We start from the raw sequence: 19,891 nt of genomic DNA, 5'->3' as shown, positions 1-19,891 counted from the left end.
GCTTTGCTGCATAATACAAAACCCGTGAGCTGCCCATGCAATAAGCACCGGCAGCTATTTTTTTGATACCACTTCTGCGCCCAGGAGCCCCATGGCATTTGCTGACAACCTCCAATCCCTGCCTTCCATTGACCATATCGCCGAGCTGCAACTGATCGATGCCGATGGCCAGGTCGCAGCCACCATTCCGAATGCCCCCGGCAAGGCCGGTTCGGCCAAGGTCTACAACGCACTGGCCGCCAAGCATGGCGGCATCAATGTGGCAGCGGCCGAAGAAGGCCTGCAGATTTTTGCTGAACATACGGACGACGCCAAGGCCCGCCCCGGCGCGCATCCCAATATCGACCGACTGCTGGAAGTCATCGCCTCCGGCAAGGGCTATACCGTCAAAGTCGTCCCGGCCTGAGCACCCGAGGCCGTGTTCAGCGCCGGCGCGGTTGCTGGCGGGCAGGCATAGGCGGCTACAAAGCGCTGCAGCATCCGCTGCGGCACAGGCGTGTCGCGCAGCTGCTCCAGCATCGCCTGCGGGTCAAAGCCCTCCGACTGCAGCACCTTCGCACGCAGCTGGATGCAGGCTGCAGCCACCGTTTGGCTGAACTCCGGATGGAACTGGGTGGACACTGCATGGGCCCCATAGCGCACCACCTGGTGCGGGTCATGGGCTGATCTTGCGAGCACCCGGGCGCCTGGCGGCAGCTCCAGCACCGTTTGCATATGGGTCAGATGGGCTTTGAAGCGCGGGCCTGAGCCGGCCAGCAATGCCTCTTCCTCGGCCCCGGCCAGCAGGTCGATATCGAGGCAGCCCATTTCGCGGCCCTTGGGGTGGTAATCAACTTTGCCACCCAGCGCATGGGCCATCAGCTGGTGCCCGTAGCAGACGCCAAACAGCGGAAACCCCAATGCCATCGCGTCGCGTATCCACTGGGCCGCCGCTTCGCTCCACGGCAGACGATCGGTGACCATCGCCCAGGAGCCGGTGATGATCGCGGCGCTGTGCGCGTCATGCGGCGGCAAGGGCTCACCGTCGAACACCCGCACCACCTTGAACGCGGGCCCAGCAGCGAGCACGGCGGAGAACCACAGCGGCAAATCGCCGGCCTGGGCACGGATATCGTCGGGCGGTGTGCCGACCTGGATGAGCAGCAGAGATTTTTCAGACACGGGTGAAGGCAAAAAAGGCTGACCATGCACTGTAATGCAGGCCAGCCCCGGATGGCTTTCAACCCGGTGTATTTCAATCAATACCGAAAGCGCAGGGTGGACTGCCGTACCACCTCGGGCAGTTGCTGGGCCTGGGCATAGGCTTCGCGCAGGCGGCTGGCGTCGTTGACCCCTTCGTTGACGGTCTTGCGCAGCTGCAGCAAGGCCTCCTTGCTGTTGTCCGGCACATAGGACTGGATGCGCTGCAAGGTCAGCAGGATGTGCTCCCGCAGCCCAAAGGATTCGCTGCTTGCCGGGTCCACATAGGCGCCTTCCAGGCCGAATCGGCAGGCCTGGAAGCGGTTGTAGGTGTAGACCAGGTAGTCGTCCTCACTGGGCTCGAACGGCTCCTCGGCCAGGAACCAGGCCCCCAGCGCCTGCACATAGGCGGCCAGTGCAACGGCGCGCTCGATGGACAGCGGCGTGTCAAACACCCGCACCTCGACGGTGCCAAACTCGGGCTTGGGGCGGATATCCCAGTAGAAATCCTTCATGCTGTGGATCACCCCAGTGGCGGTCATCTTCTCGTAGTAGCGCTCAAAGTCCTCCCAGTGCAGCGCAAACGGTGCCCGGCCAGACAGCGGAAACGCAAACACCGAGTTCAGCCGCGCCGAATCGAAAGCGGTGTCCTGCCCTTGCACAAAGGGGCTGGAGGCCGACAGCGCAATAAAGTGCGGGATATAGCGCGAGAGCCGGTGCAGCATCATCAATGCCGCGTCGGCACCGGGGCAGCCCACATGCACATGCTGGCCAAAGATCGTGAATTGCTTGGTCAGGTAGCCATACAGCGCAGTGATCTCTTTGAAACGCGGCTTGTTGTAGATGCGCTGCTGGTGCCACTGCTGGAACGGGTGGGTTCCCCCGCCGGCCAGCGCAATATTGAGCTTGTCGGCCGCCTTGACCAGCGCGTCGCGCGTGACCGTCAGCTGCTGGTAGGCATCCTGCGCATCGGTACAGATACCGGTCGATATCTCGATCATGCTGGTGGTCACCTCCGGCACGATCGAGCCAGGCACCTGCGCATTCTTCAGCAGGGCCAGCATATCGGGGGCGTAAGGCGTCAGGTCATAGTGGTTGGTGTTGACCAGCTGCAGCTCCAGCTCCACCCCCAAGGTCAGTGCCTGGGATTGTTGGAAAGCTTCAAGCGTCATGGCGTTTCTCCTTGCTGGTGAGGGCGGACAGACCGATACCGCGGTGGGCCTCGCCACTGCGCCACAGCGCGAGCGAGGCCAGCAGCACACCGATCACCTCACACAGCACAATCATTGGCAGCGCAATCGACGATACGCTGATGGCGACATCCGGGTTGGTGGTGGCCCATTGCGCCACCTGGGCCGAGGCAATCAGCAGTGCCAGGCCCGAGCTGGGCGATTGCGCGCAGGCGACTGGCCACTGGCGCAGCCAGCCAATACCGGTGCCTGCGCCCAGCAAGATGACCCCGCCCATCTTCCCCAGCAGGCGCGCCAGGCTGGCTGCCGCCACCACGCTGATCAGCGCTGCGCTCGGCGCCATCTGGCCAGCCATGCTGGCCACCAGCACAAACATCAGCAGATTGAGCATGGTGTTGCCCGCCATGAAGGCCGTGGGCCAGATCATCGGCCTGGGGCTGAGATTGCGCAGCATCACGCCGGCGAGGACAAAAGCCAGCGCCGCCGAGCCGCCCAGGCGCTCAGACAGCAGGCTGGCTGCCACCAGCACGGCAAGCATGTACAGCGCGGTGGAGTCGCTGCGCGACGAGGTCCAGCGCAACACCGGCCACAAGGCGGCGGTGGTCAGCAGCGCCCACAACAGGGTCAGGCCCAGGTTCCACAACAGATGGCCCATGCCGGCTGCGGTCAGCACCAGGCCAGACTGGGCATCCGTGCCAGCCACCGGCGACCATGCCACGGTGATGACCAAGCCCAGCACCAGTGCGTATACGCAGCTGAGCGTTGCCATCAACACGCTGCGGTCGGTGACGGCCCCGCTGGAGCGCAGATCCGAGGAGATGCGCAAAAGAACGGATGGAGAGGCCGCCATCGCGATCACGCCAACACCCAGTGACACCGCCCAGCCCATGCCGAGCAGTTGCAGGGTGCCCGTGACCAGCACGAGGGCTGCCAGCGATTCGACCAGGCTTTGCAGCAGCAAAAAAGGCTGACGCACCAACCATTTGAGCGAGATTTGCGAGGCGGCAATCAGCATGCTGGTGCCTACGGCCGTGTGCAGCAGCACCTGGGTATTGCCTTGCAGCGGCCAGGGCAGATCGCCAAACCCGAGCCAGCCGGCCAGCAGGCCGACGACGGTATAACCCAGCATGCGGGGAAAGCCGGTGAGCCGAAAAACCATATGGCCGGCCAGCGCGGCGGCCGCTACCAGCACGCACCAGCTCATCAACGGGCCAACACTGTGTTCAAGCCAGCCGCCAACTTGCGGCAAGGGCATTGAGGATGCTGCATGGGGTGGCATAACTGCACCTTCCTCCCAAAAAATGTGTCCAGCGTGCATGGCCGCATGGCACCGAGTTAGAAATGGCCCTGGCGGCGCGTCGCAGCGGCAGTTCCAGAGCAGGAGATGCATTGCCACCAGTGACACTGTCATGGTGTTGCATTAATGCATCAGATCGTTAACCAATCTCAACGACTCTACCGGATGATCTGCAGATTGCAGCGGCGGCCTGCGTCCAAAGGTTACAAAATGCCTGCAGTCCTACAATAAAAACTGCAGTGGCCAAACCTTGCGCAGCGCCGCGCCGGCACTGAATGCGGCCCACACATGGGACCAACATTGCTATGCAGAACGTAGCAGGCTTCGGGTACAAAAAATGCCAACTTTGCGCGCGGCAGGGTCTGCGCCTGCAACAGGCATTGCGCCGACAGACACCCGCCTGCGGATATCCGAGTGTGCTGTGTTGCCACCGCAGCCTGCCCCCAACCAGTTGCAATCGTAACTTTATGATGGCAGGCCTGATGCGGCCCGCCACAAGCATCCGGCGCTTGCCCGCTACCACCTGTAGCCTGCATTCATCGCAGCGCTGTTGCACTGGCCGCTATCCCTGGCCCGGCACAGCGCCACCTCCGCCGCATCGCATCAGCCCCCACCCCGTTCTTCTCCCACGGGCGTTGCACCGGCCATGGCCGAAAGCGCAGCGCCCAGGCTTTGCTTTGGTCTGGATACTTCCGTGCTTGCTTTGTTGACCCGTCTTTTTCCCGTCTGGGCAGCTGTGATGGCGCTGATCGCCTACAGCGCGCCCTCCGCCTTCCTGGGCTTCAAGCCCCATATTGCCCAGTTGCTGATGCTGATCATGTTTGCGATGGGCGTCACCCTGCGCATCAGCGACTTCAGCCGCGTACTGCAGCGCCCTGCGCCGATTGCGGCCGGGTTGTTCCTGCACTACCTCATCATGCCGCTGGCCGCCTGGCTGATTGCCAAGGCGCTGAACATGCCGCCCGAGCTGACGGCCGGCATGGTGCTGGTCGGCAGCGTCGCCAGCGGTACGTCGTCGAATGTGATGATTTTTCTGTCCAAGGGCGATGTGGCGCTGTCGGTGACGATCAGTGCACTGTCCACCCTGGTCGGCATTGTGGCCACGCCGCTGCTTGCGCGCCTCTATATTTCGGCGTCGATCGATGTGCCGGTCAGCGCGCTGTTGATGGAGATTGCACAGATCGTGCTGCTGCCGATTGGCCTGGGCCTGCTGCTGAACCATTTCTGGCATGCGCAGATCAAGCGCGTCGAGCGTCTGCTGCCGCTCGTGTCGATGGTGGCGATCCTGCTGGTGCTGTCCACCGTCGTGGCCTTGAGCCGCGACCGCATCGCCACCGTGGGTGGCGTCGTGGTGGCGGGCGTGATTGCGCACAACCTGATCGGTTACCTGGGTGGTTACTGGGGCGGGCGCCTGCTGGGCTTTGACAAATCGGTCTGCCGCACATTGGCGATCGAGGTGGGCATGCAGAACTCGGGCCTCGCGGCCAGCCTGGGCGCGAAGTTCTTCAGCCCGATGGCCGCGCTGCCAGGCGCCATTTTCTCGGTCTGGCACAACATATCGGGATCTCTGCTCGCAGGCTACTGGTCGAGCCGGCCTACCGGCACGGCCAACGACCATGTGCGCCGCGAAGACGTATCACTGCACTGAGCCTGAAAAACCGCTGTCTGCGTCAGGCGCGCTGGGCGCCTGGCTGCGCCGCCAGCATGTCTCCGGTGCGGCTGCGCGCGCCTGCCACCAGACCGCTGATCAGCTGGGTCTCGGGCAGGTTCTTCCAGTACCGGCGCGGCATCTCGCGCAGCATGGCCTGTTCCTTGAGGCGCGCCGGGTTGAAGGTGGACTGGTAATAGGCCAGCCATAGCGCTTCACCCGCATCCGGGCCCGGCGCCTGGGCCGCCGTGGCGCCAGGGCCCCATTGCAGGCATTCCTGGTCCCAGAGCACGCTGCAGTCCGGAGTGAGGATCGCCCAGCGCATATTGCTGAAGCGCTCCATGAAAAAGCCCGAGGCCGCGCGAACGATGTGGTGCTCAGGCTCGAACCAGGCCACATGCAGGGGGTTGCCGTTTTCGTCCTGTGCGGGCCGGAAGCGCACAAAGGCATGCATCTTGTGGATCTCTCGCCGCACCGCATGCGCCAGGCGTTCGATATCGCGCCAATCGGCATCGAGCGTATCGCCCGCAAGGCCAGGCATGCACTGAACCCGCCACAGCCAGCGGTAGCACAGCATGAAGCGCCCCGGATTGCGGTGGCAGCAGGCATTGCGCAGCACAGCCAGCTGGGGTTTGCCGATGCGCACCGGCTGGCCGGGTGCGATGGCCAAACGGTCCAGCGCATCGGGGGTGATGGCGCGGGCTGCGGCGTCGATCGTCACTCCATTGGCTGCCGCGTTGGCTGCCACAGCATCAGCAAACAAATCACCCTCTTCCGCTTGGGTGGCCAGGTCATCCGTCCAGCGCCAGTGCACTGCGTCAGGCGCTGCGCCCAGGGCCAGCAACACCCGCGCGGCCTGGCGAAAGCCGGCAAAGTCATCCGGTGCTTCCAGCATCACCGTCAAGCTGTCGTTCTCCGCTGGCATGCCTGGCCTCCTCAAAACAAGGCGATCTGCGCCGCAGCCGCCAGTTGCATGCCACTGTGCCGGCGCTGCACAGCCCCCTGCCCCATCTGGGCAAGCAGCTGTTGGCGCAAGCCGGGGCTGTCGAGCATGGCCAGCGGCGGGTGGTAGTCATCGAGCTCGACAAAAGGCAGCACCTTGCTGGTGGCGACGCGCAGCTGCTGCAGATCGGCCAGCCGCAGCCGGCGCACCCTGCGCGCGGCCAACAGGCGCTCCACACTGCCGACACCCAAGCCCGGCACCCGCAGCAGCCAGGCCTTGGCCGCGCGGTTCAAATCCACCGGAAAATGCTGGCGCTGCGACAGCGCCCAGGCAAGTTTGGGGTCCAGCTCCAGATCGAGCATGCCGCCGCTCGCTGGCGCGGTGATCTCAGCCGGGCTGAATCCATAAAAGCGCATCAGCCAATCGGCCTGGTAGAGCCGGTGTTCGCGAATCAGCGGCGGCGCCTGCAGGGGCAGATCGGATGAGGCATCGGGGATGGGGCTGAAAGCCGAGTAGTAGACCCGGCGCAGACGCTGGCCGGTGTAGAGCGCGCTGCTGGTGAGCAGAATGGTCGCATCATTGGCGCTGTCGGCGCCGACAATCATTTGGGTGCTTTGGCCCGCAGGCGCATAGCTGGGCGCTGCCGCCCGGGCCGCCTGGCGCTGGCGGGGCAGCGATACCAGCTTGCTGCCCTGCTGGTCTTGCTTCTGCTGCCGGGCCACTTCGATATGCTCCGCGACCTGGTGCATGGCCGAGGCAATGCCCACAGCATCCTTTTCCGGCGCCAATTGCTGCAGGCCCTGCTGCGTGGGCAGCTCGATATTGATGCTGAGCCGGTCCGCATAGCGGCCCGCCAGCGCCAACAACTCGGGGGACGCATCTGGAATCGTCTTGAGGTGAATGTAGCCGCGAAAATCGTGGTCCTCGCGCAGGCTGCGGGCCACCTCGACCAGTTGCTCCATCGTGTAGTCGGACGACTGGATGATGCCGCTGGACAGAAACAGGCCTTCTATGCAGTTGCGGCGGTAGAAGTCCAGAGTGAGCCCCACCACCTCGGCCGCGCTGAAGCGGGCGCGCTGCACATTGGAGCTTTTGCGGTTGATGCAGTAGCGGCAGTCATAGATGCAGAAGTTCGTCAGCAGAATCTTCAGCAGCGAGACACAGCGGCCATCGGGCGTGTAGCTGTGGCAGATGCCTATGCCCTCGGTCGAGCCCATCCCCTTGCCGCCCAGGGAATTGCGGGGCTTGCTGCCGCTGGATGCGCAGCTGGCATCGTATTTGGCGGCGTCGGCCAGAATCTGGAGTTTGGCGAGGGTTTGCATAAATACTGTGTATATATACAGTATTCTAGCAAAACCTTCTCGCGATGGCCAGCGCTGCCTTCAATGCTGTCAGCGTAAGCAGACCCCTTCATAGAGGGGCGGCACCGATCAGATGAAGCGGTGTTTAACAAATACTGTATATAAATACAGTTTTCATCACCCTGCTGCCGTTGCCACGCCCATCGGTCGCCTCGGCTCCGTCAAGCCTGGGGACCCAGCTTGGCCAGCACGGCCTTTTCCTTGACGGTCGACTCGGCGGCAAACTTCTTGTAGTCGGCACTGTTCATGTAAATCGGCAGCATCTCAAAGCGCTGCAGCATCGCCTGGTAGCTTTCCATCTCCATCGCTTCCTTGAACGCTTTGTGCAAAGTGGCTTGCACATCGGCCGGCATGCCCTTGGGGCCCACCAGGCCAAACGGCGAGTATTGCGTGGTGGGCAGGCCGAGCTCGATCAAGGTGGGGGTATTGGGCAAGGTGGGCAGGCGCTTTTCGGTCCAGACGTTCAACGCGACCATGCGGCCCTGGTCTACATAGGGGATCACGGCACTGGTGTCGGCCGCGACCATCACCTCGCCTGCCATCGTCGCGCGCATCAGCTCCGCCGATCCTTTGTAGGGCACATGTACGACATCCAGTCCAAGCTGCTGCGCAATGATGGCCGAGGTGACATGCGGCGAAGTATAGGTACCGGTATTGCCCAAGGTCAGCTTGCCAGGGTGGGCCTTGGCCCAGGCTACGACCTCCTGCCAATTCTTGAGCCCGGACTGGGTGCTGGCCACCATGCAGAACGCATAGCCGGTGACATTGATGATGTAGCTCAGATCCTCCACCGGGTTCCATTTGAGGCCCGTGGTGAAAGGCAGGCGCATCACGCTCATCGGCAGCTGGGCGATGGTATAGCCATCGGCCACCGTGTTCTGTAGCTGGGCCGCAGGCAGCGAACCCGCCGCGCCGGGGCGGTTCTCCACCACAATCGGCTGGCCCAGCACCTTGGCGGCGTTCTCGGCGAGCTGGCGCATTGTCAGGTCGGTCGGCCCCCCGGCGGGAAAGGCCACTACGAGCTTGATCGCCCGGTTGGGAAAGCGCTTGTTCGCGTGGGCCAGCGATGCGCCGGCCCCGATATAAGCTCCCATTGTCGTGGCGGCCCCGGCTTGCACCAGGCTTCTGCGCGTCAACACCATGTCTTTGTCTCCATTTCGGTCTATAGGCGACAAAGAGTGTAGAAAAGCACATCCAGGCACTGGGACGCCTGGGTGACATGGTCGGCGGGGCGTAAGGGTTCTGGCCGCGCAGCCTGGGGGTAGCCCTATTCCACGGTCGCGCCCGATTGCTTGACGGCCTTGCCCCATTCCACCATTTCGCTGGCGACAAAGCGGTCCATCTCCGGGCCGCTGGTCGGTGCGGGCTCGGAGCCCCGGTCGCGGATGAATTTCTGCATCTCGGCGCTGCTGAGAATGGCCACCGTTTCTTGGGTCAACTTGTCGACAATGGCTTTGGGCGTCCCCTTGGGGGCCATCAGCCCGAGCCAGCCCACGGCCTCGAAACCCTTGAACTCAGGCAAGCCGGATTCAGCAATCGTTGGTACCTGGGGCAACTGGCTGGAACGGGTGGCTGAGGTCACGCCCAGCGGCACCGCCTTGCCGGCCTGGATGTTGGCCAACGCGGCAGTGACCGAATCCACCATCAGCGGCACCTGGTTGCCCAGAAAATCCGCCTGCGCCGGGCCGCTGCCTTTGTAGGGAATATGTTCGATCTGCAGCGCTGCGCGGGCCTTGACCATCTCCGCGCTCAAATGCTGGGTGCCGCCAATGCCGGCGCTGGCATAGCTCAGCTTGCCGGGCTCGGCGCGGGCCTTGCTCACCAGGTCGTTCATGCTTTTGATACCGCTGGCCGGATTGGCCAGAAAGACCAGCGGCACCTTGGCGATCAAGCTGATGCCAACCAGGTCGGCCCGCGGATCGAAGTTCACCTTTTTGTACAAGGTCTGGTTCACCGCCATCGCGCTGCCCGCCACCAGCAAGGTGTAACCATCGGCGGCGCTGCGCGCAACCTGCTCGGAGCCGATATTGCTGCCCGCGCCGGCTTTGTTCTCCACCACCAGCGGTTGACCGAGCCTTTGGCCCAGCTTGTCGGCCAGCGCACGGGCAAAGATATCGGTGGCCTGGCCGGGTGGGAACGGCACGATCAGCTTGATGGGCTTGTCTGGATAGGCGGCAAGGGCCGGATTGGCCGCAACGGCCAAGCTAGCAGCCATTGCCAATGCGGCAGCAGAAGCGAGCGCATGGGGGATCATGGGGTGGGTCTCCTGAAGAGCTGCAGCGGCGTTGGCAGAAAGCGCCGATGCGCTGCGCGAGCTTGTGTAGCCGGGATCTTCGCCCATCCAGTGGCGAATGGGCAGTCTGGGCTGTCTCCAAGACAACTGCTGGTGGTGGGTATCGTTGCTCGCTGGGGCGATCAGTTCTGATCGATGGCGCAGCCAAAAGCTATCATCAGCATTGTCATTTTTACCACCGCATGCCATGTTTTTTGGAATCAGCCACCTCGTCCTCCCCTGCAGCGATCTGGAAAAAGCAACGCAGCTCTGGCGTGATGTGATCGGCTTCAGGGCCGCGCGCAGCGGCGAGGGCTATGTCGATATCGACACCGGCAGCGCCCTGCTGCGGCTGCTGCAGGTGCCCAAGGTGGAGTCGCAGACGAGCCTGCGCCTGCAGGTGGCCGATGTGGCGCAGGCCTACCAAAGCCTGTTGGCGGCAGGCAGCAGCTCACGCTGTGCGCCGATGCGCACCCCCGAGCTCGAAGAGATGGCCTGCGTGAACGATGCCGATGGCCATGCGATCGTGCTGTGGCGCGCGTTGACAGAAGACGAATGGGGTTTTGTGCCGGAACTGCCCAAGCAAGGCGAATGGGCCGCCGATGCCGAGGAGCTGCTGCAACGCCTGCTCGCCCATGTGCCCGCATTCTTCCGCATGCTGGCCCGGCGCAAAACCACGCGCGTGATCGAGCAACTCGCCCAAGAAGCACACAGCCCTGTCACCCGTGAATGGGTCATCAAAGGCTATATCACCGCATCGGCCAAGGTCACGCGCTTTCGCTTGATTGAGCCGCTGCGCGCTGAAGGCATCGACCCGGAAGACTACCGGGCGGAGTTTGATGACGAATAAGCCCGGGCCCCTGTTGGCACGGCCTTGAACGCCTGACCAAGATGCAAAAAAAAGACAGCCCGTAGGCTGTCTTTTGCAGAGTGGCTCAAGACCGGCTGGTCTTATTTGCGCGCAGGCGGCACATCGGTGCAGGTGCCATGGGCCACTTCTGCGGCCATGCCGATGCTTTCGCCCAAGGTCGGGTGCGGGTGGATGGTCTTGCCGATGTCCACCGTGTCTGCACCCATCTCGATGGCCAGCGCGATCTCGCCGATCATGTCGCCGGCGTGCGTGCCGACCATGCCGCCGCCGAGGATCTTGCCGTGGCCATGGGCTTCGGGCGAATCGTCGAACAGCAGCTTGGTGAAGCCTTCGTCGCGGCCATTGGCAATGGCGCGGCCCGAGGCGGCCCAGGGGAACAGGCCCTTCTTGACCTTGATGCCTTGTGCCTTGGCCTGGTCTTCGGTGAGACCCACCCATGCCACTTCGGGATCGGTGTAGGCCACCGATGGGATCACGCGGGCATTGAAAGCGGCAGCAGCCAGTTCCTTGTTGCCTTGCAGCTCGCCGGCGATGACTTCAGCGGCCACATGGGCTTCATGCACAGCCTTGTGTGCCAGCATGGGCTGGCCCACGATGTCGCCGATCGCGAAGATGTGGGGCACATTGGTGCGCATCTGGATGTCGACATTGATGAAGCCACGGTCGGTCACGGATACGCCTGCAGCCTCTGCGCCGATCTTCTTGCCATTGGGCGTGCGGCCCACGGCTTGCAGCACCAGGTCGTACACCTGGGGTTCGGGCACCGTCACGCCCTCCTTGGCTGGCTCGAACGAGACCTTGATGCCTTCGGGCGTGGCTTCGGCAGCCACGGTCTTGGTGTTGACCATGATGTTGTCAAAGCGCGGCGCGTTCATCTTTTGCCAGACCTTGACCAGATCGCGGTCAGCGCCTTGCATCAGGCCGTCCATCATTTCGACCACATCCAGGCGTGCGCCCAGGGTGCTGTAGACGGTGCCCATTTCCAGGCCGATGATGCCGCCGCCCAGGATCAGCATGCGCTTGGGCACCGCCTTCAGGTCCAGTGCGCCGGTGGAATCGACCACGCGTTCGTCCTTGGGCATGAAGGGCAGATGCACCGCCTGCGAGCCCGCAGCAATGATGGCCTTCTTGAACTGCACGACCTTCTTGGCGCCGGTCTTGTCCTGGCCGTCGCCCGAGGTTTCCTGCACTTCGATGTGGTTGGCGCTGACGAAGTTGCCATAGCCGCGCACGATCGTGACCTTGCGCATCTTGGCCATCTGGCCCAGACCGCCGGTCAGCTTGCCGATGACCTTTTCCTTGTGGGCGCGCAGTTGGTCGATATTGACCTCAGGCGCGGCGAACTTGACGCCGGCGACTTCCAGGTGCTTGACCTCGTCCATCACGGCCGCCACGTGCAGCAGGGCCTTCGATGGGATGCAACCCACGTTCAGGCAGACGCCGCCCAGGGTCTTGTAGCGCTCGATCAGCACCACCTTGAGGCCCAGATCGGCCGCGCGGAATGCCGCAGAGTAGCCGCCAGGGCCACCGCCGAGCACGACCACGTCACAGTCTTCATCGACCCGGCCGCTGTAGTTGCTGGCCACCGGTGCTGGCGCCGCAGCTTGTGCTGCGGGAGCAGGCGCCGCTGCTGCAGGAGCTGGTGCGGGCGACGAGGCTGCAGGTGCAGGTGCTGGGGCAGCAGGCGCAGGGGCAGCGCCCTCAGCGGCTTCCAGCGACAGAATCACCGAGCCTTCGGCGACCTTGTCACCGATCTTGATCTTGAGTTCCTTGACGACGCCGGCATGGCTCGACGGGATTTCCATCGAGGCCTTGTCCGATTCGACGGTGATCAGCGATTGGTCCTTGGCGACGGTATCGCCAGGCTGCACCAGCAGCTCGATCACGCCCACTTCAGCGAAATCACCAATGTCGGGGACTTTGATATCTACGATTGCCATAGTATGCGTCTCCGATTACAGGATGATGCGGCGGTAGTCCGCCAGCACCTGGCCCAGGTAGGCATTGAAGCGTGCGGCCGAGGCGCCGTCGATGACGCGGTGGTCGTACGACAGGCTCAGCGGCAGCATCAGGCGTGGCACGAACTGCTTGCCGTCCCAGACGGGCTTCATCGCCGACTTGGACAGACCAAGGATCGCCACTTCAGGGGCGTTCACGATAGGCGTGAAGTGCGTGCCGCCAATGCCGCCCAGCGACGAGATGGAGATGCAGCCGCCTTGCATGTCGGCCGCGCCCAGCTTGCCGTCGCGCGCCTTCTTGGCCAGCTCGCCCATTTCTGCACTGATCTGGATGATGCCCTTCTTGTCGGCATCCTTGAGCACGGGCACCACCAGGCCATTGGGCGTGTCCGCCGCAAAGCCGATGTTGAAGTACTGCTTGTAGACCAGGGTGTCGCCATCCAGGCTGGTGTTGAACTCAGGGAATTTCTTGAGTGCAGACACCAGCGCCTTGATCACGAAGGCCAGCATGGTGACCTTGACGCCGCTCTTCTCGTTTTCCTTGTTCGTCGAGACGCGGAAGGCTTCGAGCTCGGTGATGTCGGCTTCGTCATTGTTGGTGACGTGCGGGATCATCACCCAGTTGCGGTGCAGGTTGGCGCCCGAGATCTTCTTGATGCGCGACAGATCCTTGCGCTCGACCGTGCCGAACTTGCTGAAATCGACCTTGGGCCATGGCAGCAGATCCAGACCTGCGCCAGAGCCACCACCGGCAGGCGCCTTGGCAGCTTGGGCCTTGGTCTGCACGGCACCGGCCATCACCTGCTTGGTGAAGGCCTGCACGTCGTCGGCGGTGATACGGCCCTTGTTGCCCGAGCCCTTGACCTCTTCCAGCGGCACGCCCAGCTCACGCGCAAACTTGCGCACCGATGGCGATGCATAAGGCAAGGCGCCCGATGGCGGTACGGTGGGGTTGTGGGCCGGCACGGCTGCAGCCGGCGCAGCGGCGACAGGTGCTGCTGCAGGAGCAGGTGCGCTGGCGGCTGGGGCAGGCGCAGCAGCAGCGGCGGCTTGCGCAGCCGGTGCGGATGCGGGCGCTGCAGCGGTGCTGCCTTCCAGGATCGCGACCAGATCGCCGACATTGATGGTGTCGCCGATCTTGACCTTGAGTTCCTTCACCACGCCAGCGGCGGGCGATGGAATTTCCATCGAGGCCTTGTCGGATTCGACGGTGAACAGCGACTGCTCTGCGGTGACGGTATCGCCCACCTTGACCAGCAGCTCGATCACGGCCACGTCCTTGAAGTCACCGATATCGGGGACCTTCACTTCGACCGGGCCCGAGGCCGCAGGCGCAGCAACAGCCTGGGGTGCAGGCGTCGGTGCAGCTGCAGCAGCGGGTGCCGCAGCAGCCGGTGCTGGCGCCGGAGCTTGCGCAGCGGGTGCCGCAGCCGCTGCATCCGCCGCTTCGAGCTTGACGATGACCGAGCCTTCGGCGACCTTGTCGCCAATCTTGACGATGATTTCCTTGACCACGCCAGCGTGGCTGGACGGGATTTCCATCGAGGCCTTGTCGGACTCGACAGTGATCAGCGACTGGTCCTTGGCGACGGTGTCACCGGGCTTGACGAGCAACTCGATCACGCCCACTTCTGCGAAGTCGCCAATATCGGGGACTTGAATGTCAATCAATGCCATTGTGGTGTCTCCTGGTGCAATTTAGGCGTACAGCGGGTTGATCTTGTCGGCATTGATGCCGTACTTGGCAATCGCATCGGCGACCTTCTGGGCGGGCAGCTTGCCGTCTTCGGCCAGCGCCTTGAGCGCGGCAACCACGATGTAGTGGCGGTCGATCTCGAAGTGCTCGCGCAGCTTGCGGCGGAAGTCCGAGCGGCCAAAGCCGTCCGTGCCCAGCACCTTGTAGGTGCGGCCAGCAGGAATGAAGGGACGAATCTGCTCGGCGTAGGACTTCATGTAATCGGTCGAGGCGATCACCGGGCCGGTGCTGTTGCCCAGCTCGGCGGTCACATACGGCACCTTGGCAGTTTCCAGCGGGTGCAGCAGGTTCCAGCGGTCAGCATCCTGGCCGTCGCGGGTCAGTTCGTTGAACGATGGGCAGCTCCAGACGTCGGCGGTCACGCCCCAGTCGGCAGCCAGCAGCTCTTGCGCAAAGAAGGATTCGCGCAGGATGGTGCCCGAGCCCAGCAGTTGCACGCGCAGGTCGCCGGCGCCACCGGCCTTGCACAGGTACATGCCCTTGAGGATCTTTTCCTCGGTGCCGGGCGTCAGGCCAGGCATAGCATAGTTTTCGTTCAGCAGGGTCAGGTAGTAGAAGACGTTCTCCTGGTTCTGCACCATGCGGCGCAGGCCTTCGTGCATGATCACGGCCACTTCGTGCGAGAAGGTCGGGTCGTAGCTGATGCAGTTGGGGATGGTGCCCGCCAGGATGTGGCTGTGACCGTCTTCGTGCTGCAGACCTTCGCCGTTCAACGTGGTACGGCCCGAGGTGCCGCCCAGCAAGAAACCGCGCGCCTGCAGGTCGCCCGCTGCCCAGGCCAGATCGCCAATGCGCTGGAATCCGAACATCGAGTAGTAGATGTAGAACGGAATCATGATGCGGTTGCTGTGGCTGTAGCTGGTTGCCGCTGCAATCCAGCTGGACATGCCGCCCGCTTCATTGATGCCTTCCTGCAGAATCTGACCCTTGGTGTCTTCCTTGTAGTACATCACCTGGTCTTTGTCGACCGGGGTGTACTGCTGGCCATGCGGGTTGTAGATACCGATCTGGCGGAACAGGCCTTCCATACCGAAGGTACGGGCCTCGTCGACCAGGATGGGCACGACGCGGGGACCGATTTCCTTGTCGCGCAGCAGCTGGGTGAGGAAGCGCACATAGGCTTGCGTGGTCGAGATCTCACGGCCTTCGGGCGTGGCTTCGAGCACGGCCTTGAAGGTCTCCAGCGGAGGCACGGTGAACTGCTCGTCAGCCTTTTCGCGGCGCTTGGGCAGGTAGCCGCCCAAGGCCTTGCGGCGCTCGTGCAGGTACTTCATTTCCGGGGTGTCGTCCGCTGGCTTGTAGAAAGGCAGGTCGGCGATCTGGCTGTCCGGGATCGGGATGTTGAAACGGTCGCGGAAGGCCTTGATGTCCTCATCGGCCAGCTTCTTGGTCTGGTGGACGTTGTTCTTGCCCTCACCGACCTTGCCCATGCCAAAGCCCTTGACGGTCTTGACCAGCAACACGGTCGGTTGACCCTGGTGGTTTTGTGCGGCGTGGAAGGCGGCGTAGACCTTTTGCGAATCGTGGCCACCACGCTGCAGGTTCCAGATCTCGTCGTCGCTCATGTGCTCGACCATCTTCAAGGTGCGTGGATCGCGGCCGAAGAAGTTCTTGCGCACATAGGCACCGTCGTTGGCCTTGAAAGCCTGGTAGTCGCCGTCGTTGCACTCCATCATGATCTTGCGCAGTGCGCCGTCATGGTCCTTGGCCAGCAAGGCATCCCAGCCCTTGCCCCAGATCAGCTTGATCACGTTCCAGCCGGAGCCACGGAACTCGCCTTCGAGCTCCTGGATGATCTTGCCGTTGCCGCGCACCGGGCCGTCCAGGCGCTGCAGGTTGCAGTTGATCACGAAGATCAGGTTGTCGAGGTTTTCACGCGCGGCCAGGCCAATCGCGCCCAGGGATTCGACTTCGTCCATTTCACCGTCGCCGCAGAACACCCAGACCTTGCGGTTTTCAGTGTTGGCAATGCCGCGGGCGTGCAGGTACTTCAGGAAGCGTGCCTGGTAGATCGCCATGATGGGGCCCAGGCCCATCGAGACGGTGGGGAACTGCCAGAAATCGGGCATCAGCTTGGGGTGGGGGTAGCTGGACAGGCCCTTGCCGTCCACTTCCTGGCGGAAGTTGAGCAGTTGCTCTTCGCTGATCCGGCCTTCCAGGTAGGCGCGGGCATAGATGCCGGGCGATACGTGGCCTTGGATGTAGAGGCAATCACCGCCGTGGTTGTCGCTCTCGGCGTGCCAGAAATGGTTGAAGCCGGCACCAAACATGCTGGCCAGCGACGCGAAGGAGCCGATGTGGCCGCCCAGGTCGCCGCCTTCTGGCGGGTGAATGCGGTTGGCCTTGACCACCATCGCCATGGCGTTCCAGCGCATGTAGGCGCGCAGGCGCTGTTCGATCTCGAGGTTGCCGGGGCTGCGGGCTTCCTGCTCGGTCTCGATGGTGTTGACGTAGCCGGTCTTGGCGGAGAAAGGCAGATCGACGCTGTTCTGGCGCGCGTGCTCCAGCAGTTGCTCGATCAGCGAGTGCGCGTACTCGGCACCTTCACGGTCGATCACAGCGGACAGCGCGTCCATCCATTCTCGGGTTTCTTGGCCGTCTGTGCGGGTGGGGCCGTTGACGGCTTTTTGTTCGGATGGTTCGGACATGCTGGCGTCTCCTTCAAGTGATCTGCTATGAATGACTGTGCCAGAGTTTCTCACATTTTTTGAAGATTTCAAATAGCGGTCTTCAATTTCATATTATGGAAAATTGCTGCAAACGCACAATCCACGGGCGCTACAGGACGATGCTTCGCGGACAAAACAGGAGATTTGCCCAGCATCAGGGCAAGGCTGCACCGCCCTCGTCTACACTCATCGACCATGAATTCGACCGAGCGCCCCGCCACCCCGCCCCCGAACAGCCGACCCCGTTTGGTGCAGATGTGGCAAACCTGGTGGCGCGGATTGTCACCTTCGAGACAAGACCGCTATGCGGCCATTGCTCCATTGGTGGCGGTGGTGATGTTCTTCATCGCGATCGTCGCGGCCTTTTGGTACCTGCGCAGTGAGGAGCTGGAACGCGAACGCGAGGCCATGCGCCGGGATGTGGAATATGCCCAGCAGCGCATTCGGCTGCGTCTGTCGGAGCGCCAGGAGCAGCTGATGCGCCTGGCCCGCGATGTGGGCAACCAGGACGTGGACAAGAACGGCTTCAATGACCGTGCCGATACGCTGATCAGCCAGTATGCAGAGCTGCAAGCACTGACCTGGATCGATACCGCGCGTCAGGTGCGCGCCACCCAGTTCGGCCCCAGCGTGGCGGCCGAGAACCTGCTCACCCTAGATGAGGTGATCCAGAAAAAGGAATTGCTGGAGCTGTTCGAGATGGCGCGCGACCTGCAGCAGCCCGTGTTCTCGCAGCCGCTGGCAACCAGCGAGACGGCACCGATGCTGCTGCTGGAGGTGCCCATCAGTCAGAAAGGCCGCTTTGGCGGCGTGCTGCTGGCCGAGTTCTCGATTGACAATCTGCTGCGTTACGGCACGCCCACCGAGATCCTCGCGCGCTATGCGGTAACGCTGCAGGATGGCAAGGGCACCACGCTGGCCGGCACGCCGCTGGCGCCGCGTGTGGCTGCCCAGCGGCTGCTGCCCTGGCGCACGGGGCCCAACGAATTCGACATGCCAGTCGCGCCGGTGGGCAACAGCCTCAAGCTGCGTGCGCAGGCCTACCACACCTCACTGGGGTTGGTCAGCAACGGGCTGTTCTGGCTTGTCTGTGTGCTGAGCTTCATGACGGCCTGGCTGCTGGTGGCCACCTGGCGCCATACGCGCAAGCGCATCCGCGCGCAGGAGGCGCTGCAGGGAGAAACCAATTTCCGCCGTGCGATGGAGAACAGCGTGCTCACAGGCATGCGTGCGCTCGATCTGCAAGGCCGCATCTCGTACGTGAATGCCGCCTTCTGCCAGATGACTGGCTGGAGCGAAGAAGAGCTGGTGGGCAAGCTGCCCCCCTACCCTTATTGGCCCGAAGGCGACCAAAGCACCTACCACGACATGCTGATCGACGAGATGAGCGGCAAGGTGTTTCCCGGTGGCTTCCAGATGCGGGTCAAGCGCAAGAATGGCACGATGTTCGAGGCGCGGCTTTATGTCTCGCCGCTCATCGATGGCCATGGCCGTCAGACCGGCTGGATGACCTCGATGACCGACATCACCGAGCCCAACCGCATCCGAGAGCAGCTCTCCGCCTCCTACGAGCGCTTTACCATCGTGCTCGAGGCACTGGATGCCTCGGTGTCGGTGGCACCGCTGGGCAGTGCCGAGCTGCTGTTTGCCAACAAGCTCTACCGGCAGTGGTTCGGCTCGCAAACGGTGGGCCATTTGCAACTGGTCGCCCAGGCGGGCGTGCTGCCCAGCAGCAGCAATGCCAGCACCAGCATGGACGATGAAGACGGGCTGATGGGCCTGCCCAGTGACCAGATCACGACGGCCGTCAGCGGCAACGCCGAGATCTACATCGCTGAACTGGGCAAATGGCTGGAGGTGCGCTCGCGCTACCTCAACTGGGTGGACGGACGGCTCGCGCAAATGGTGATTGCGACCGATATCACACCCCGCCGCCATGCCGAAGAGCAAGCCGCGCGCCAGGCCGAAAAAGCCGCCACCGTGAGCCGCCTGGTGACCATGGGCGAGATGGCCTCGAGCGTCGCGCATGAGCTCAACCAGCCGCTGTCAGCGATCAGCAACTACTGCTCGGGCATGATCACCCGCGTCAAGAACGGCAGCCTCAGCGAAGAGGCTTTGCTGGGCGCGCTGGAAAAGACAGCCCACCAGGCGCAGCGCGCCGGCCAGGTGATCCACCGCATCCGCTCGTTTGTCAAACGCAGCGAACCCAACCGGGCGCTGGCCGATGTCAGCGACATCGTCAGCGAAGCGGTCGAGCTGGGCTCGATCGAGCTCAAACGGCACAATGTGCGGCTTTCGCACCACGTTGCCGCACGGTTGCCCAAAGTGAAGGTGGACAGCATCCTGATCGAGCAGGTGCTCATCAACCTGATGAAGAACGGCGCCGAATCCATCGCCAACGCCGAGCGCCCGGCCCACCAGCGGATGGTCGAGCTGCGCGTTGTACCTCGCAAGATCGACGCCACGGATGTGATAGAGTTTTCCGTTCAAGATACGGGGCGCGGCCTGTCACCTGAAGCACTGGAGCGCCTGTTCCAGGCCTTCTTCTCCACCAAGAGCGAAGGCATGGGAATCGGCCTCAATCTCTGCCGCAGCATTGTCGAATCTCACCATGGCCGGATGCAGGCAGAGAACCTCTACAATGGCTCGGAGGTGACGGGTTGTAATTTCAGCTTCTGGATTCCGGTGGCCACGCCGGCGGAGTCCGCTGAATAGCCAGCGCTATACCAATACTGATAGAAGGAATT

The 19,891-nt window shown here is 63.0% G+C and carries 14 protein-coding genes; 4 read left to right on the top strand and 10 right to left on the bottom strand.

What is annotated here, in order from left to right:
* Positions 1 to 91 precede the first annotated feature (91 nt).
* On the top strand, positions 92 to 406 hold the full coding sequence (locus MJ205_RS08130) for a DUF2322 family protein (protein ID WP_239811985.1): 315 nt from the start codon (positions 92 to 94) through the stop codon (positions 404 to 406).
* Here MJ205_RS08130 and MJ205_RS08125 read toward each other — a convergent pair.
* The 3 genes from MJ205_RS08125 to MJ205_RS08115 all read right to left on the bottom strand — a co-directional run bounded on the left by MJ205_RS08125 (position 379) and on the right by MJ205_RS08115 (position 3,624).
* Positions 379 to 1,161, bottom strand: a complete 783-nt coding sequence (locus MJ205_RS08125) for a glutamine amidotransferase (protein ID WP_239811984.1) — start codon at positions 1,159 to 1,161, stop codon at positions 379 to 381. The two genes, MJ205_RS08130 and MJ205_RS08125, sit on opposite strands and share 28 nt — an antisense overlap.
* Positions 1,162 to 1,238: 77 nt before the next feature.
* Positions 1,239 to 2,351 carry a YbdK family carboxylate-amine ligase gene (locus tag MJ205_RS08120; protein WP_239811983.1) on the bottom strand — a complete coding sequence of 371 codons (1,113 nt, stop codon included), beginning with the start codon at positions 2,349 to 2,351 and terminating at the stop codon, positions 1,239 to 1,241.
* Positions 2,341 to 3,624 carry a cation:proton antiporter domain-containing protein gene (locus MJ205_RS08115; RefSeq protein ID WP_239811982.1) on the bottom strand — a complete coding sequence of 428 codons (1,284 nt, stop codon included), beginning with the start codon at positions 3,622 to 3,624 and terminating at the stop codon, positions 2,341 to 2,343. The genes MJ205_RS08120 and MJ205_RS08115 overlap by 11 nt, the downstream gene beginning before the upstream one ends.
* A gap of 736 nt (positions 3,625 to 4,360) precedes the next feature.
* On the opposite strand from MJ205_RS08115, the gene panS reads away from it, so the two are divergent.
* Positions 4,361 to 5,314: a ketopantoate/pantoate/pantothenate transporter PanS gene (gene panS / locus MJ205_RS08110; protein WP_239811981.1), complete on the top strand. Its 954-nt coding sequence runs from the start codon at positions 4,361 to 4,363 to the stop codon at positions 5,312 to 5,314.
* Positions 5,315 to 5,336: 22 nt separating this feature from the next.
* Here the strand turns inward: panS and MJ205_RS08105 are convergent, their stop codons facing one another.
* The 4 genes from MJ205_RS08105 to MJ205_RS08090 all read right to left on the bottom strand — a co-directional run bounded on the left by MJ205_RS08105 (position 5,337) and on the right by MJ205_RS08090 (position 9,833).
* Positions 5,337 to 6,239, bottom strand: a complete 903-nt coding sequence (locus MJ205_RS08105; RefSeq protein ID WP_239811980.1) for a TIGR03915 family putative DNA repair protein — start codon at positions 6,237 to 6,239, stop codon at positions 5,337 to 5,339.
* An 11-nt stretch (positions 6,240 to 6,250) separates the two neighbouring features.
* The gene (locus tag MJ205_RS08100) at positions 6,251 to 7,579 is read right to left on the bottom strand and encodes a putative DNA modification/repair radical SAM protein (RefSeq protein WP_239811979.1); all 1,329 of its coding nucleotides are present in this window, start codon (positions 7,577 to 7,579) and stop codon (positions 6,251 to 6,253) included.
* A gap of 200 nt (positions 7,580 to 7,779) precedes the next feature.
* Positions 7,780 to 8,712 (bottom strand): tripartite tricarboxylate transporter substrate binding protein, encoded by a 933-nt coding sequence (locus MJ205_RS08095; RefSeq protein WP_239811978.1) that lies wholly within the window; start codon positions 8,710 to 8,712, stop codon positions 7,780 to 7,782.
* A gap of 173 nt (positions 8,713 to 8,885) precedes the next feature.
* The gene (locus tag MJ205_RS08090) at positions 8,886 to 9,833 is read right to left on the bottom strand and encodes a tripartite tricarboxylate transporter substrate binding protein (protein ID WP_239811977.1); all 948 of its coding nucleotides are present in this window, start codon (positions 9,831 to 9,833) and stop codon (positions 8,886 to 8,888) included.
* A gap of 265 nt (positions 9,834 to 10,098) precedes the next feature.
* Here MJ205_RS08090 and MJ205_RS08085 point away from each other — a divergent pair, with 265 nt between their 5' ends.
* Complete coding sequence (locus tag MJ205_RS08085) at positions 10,099 to 10,740, top strand: VOC family protein (RefSeq protein ID WP_239811976.1); 642 nt, start codon at positions 10,099 to 10,101, stop codon at positions 10,738 to 10,740.
* A gap of 101 nt (positions 10,741 to 10,841) precedes the next feature.
* Here MJ205_RS08085 and lpdA read toward each other — a convergent pair whose 3' ends face one another.
* Genes lpdA through aceE form a run of 3 tightly spaced genes read right to left on the bottom strand, consistent with a single transcriptional unit; the run spans position 10,842 to position 17,123 of the window.
* Positions 10,842 to 12,701, bottom strand: coding sequence for a dihydrolipoyl dehydrogenase (gene lpdA, locus MJ205_RS08080; RefSeq protein ID WP_239811975.1), 1,860 nt, complete (start codon positions 12,699 to 12,701; stop codon positions 10,842 to 10,844).
* 15 nt (positions 12,702 to 12,716) lie between these two features.
* Positions 12,717 to 14,396: a dihydrolipoyllysine-residue acetyltransferase gene (gene aceF / locus MJ205_RS08075; protein ID WP_239811974.1), complete on the bottom strand. Its 1,680-nt coding sequence runs from the start codon at positions 14,394 to 14,396 to the stop codon at positions 12,717 to 12,719.
* Positions 14,397 to 14,417: 21 nt separating this feature from the next.
* Complete coding sequence (gene aceE / locus MJ205_RS08070) at positions 14,418 to 17,123, bottom strand: pyruvate dehydrogenase (acetyl-transferring), homodimeric type (RefSeq protein WP_239811973.1); 2,706 nt, start codon at positions 17,121 to 17,123, stop codon at positions 14,418 to 14,420.
* 216 nt (positions 17,124 to 17,339) lie between these two features.
* On the opposite strand from aceE, the gene MJ205_RS08065 reads away from it, so the two are divergent.
* Entirely contained in the window at positions 17,340 to 19,859 is a 2,520-nt protein-coding gene (locus MJ205_RS08065) for a PAS domain-containing sensor histidine kinase (RefSeq protein ID WP_239811972.1), read from the top strand.
* The last annotated feature ends 32 nt before the right edge of the window (positions 19,860 to 19,891 follow it).

The organism is Comamonas sp. B21-038 (assembly GCF_022387135.1).
GTDB lineage: Bacteria > Pseudomonadota > Gammaproteobacteria > Burkholderiales > Burkholderiaceae_C > Comamonas > Comamonas sediminis.
The sequence above is the reverse complement of the archived record's forward strand: the minus strand, read 5'-3'. Positions and strand labels throughout refer to the sequence as shown.

Excerpts from the sequence above, each read along its gene's own strand:
- MJ205_RS08115 (WP_239811982.1), bottom strand. The coding sequence starts at position 3,624 with ATGCCCTTGCCGCAAGTTGGCGGCTGGCTTGAACACAGTGTTGGCCCG.
- aceF (WP_239811974.1), bottom strand. The coding sequence starts at position 14,396 with ATGGCATTGATTGACATTCAAGTCCCCGATATTGGCGACTTCGCAGAA.
- MJ205_RS08090 (WP_239811977.1), bottom strand. The coding sequence starts at position 9,833 with ATGGCTGCTAGCTTGGCCGTTGCGGCCAATCCGGCCCTTGCCGCCTAT.
- aceE (WP_239811973.1), bottom strand. The coding sequence starts at position 17,123 with ATGTCCGAACCATCCGAACAAAAAGCCGTCAACGGCCCCACCCGCACA.
- MJ205_RS08085 (WP_239811976.1), top strand. The coding sequence starts at position 10,099 with ATGTTTTTTGGAATCAGCCACCTCGTCCTCCCCTGCAGCGATCTGGAA.
- MJ205_RS08065 (WP_239811972.1), top strand. The coding sequence starts at position 17,340 with ATGAATTCGACCGAGCGCCCCGCCACCCCGCCCCCGAACAGCCGACCC.
- lpdA (WP_239811975.1), bottom strand. The coding sequence starts at position 12,701 with ATGGCAATCGTAGATATCAAAGTCCCCGACATTGGTGATTTCGCTGAA.
- MJ205_RS08130 (WP_239811985.1), top strand. The coding sequence starts at position 92 with ATGGCATTTGCTGACAACCTCCAATCCCTGCCTTCCATTGACCATATC.
- MJ205_RS08105 (WP_239811980.1), bottom strand. The coding sequence starts at position 6,239 with ATGCCAGCGGAGAACGACAGCTTGACGGTGATGCTGGAAGCACCGGAT.
- MJ205_RS08100 (WP_239811979.1), bottom strand. The coding sequence starts at position 7,579 with ATGCAAACCCTCGCCAAACTCCAGATTCTGGCCGACGCCGCCAAATAC.
- MJ205_RS08120 (WP_239811983.1), bottom strand. The coding sequence starts at position 2,351 with ATGACGCTTGAAGCTTTCCAACAATCCCAGGCACTGACCTTGGGGGTG.
- MJ205_RS08095 (WP_239811978.1), bottom strand. The coding sequence starts at position 8,712 with ATGGGAGCTTATATCGGGGCCGGCGCATCGCTGGCCCACGCGAACAAG.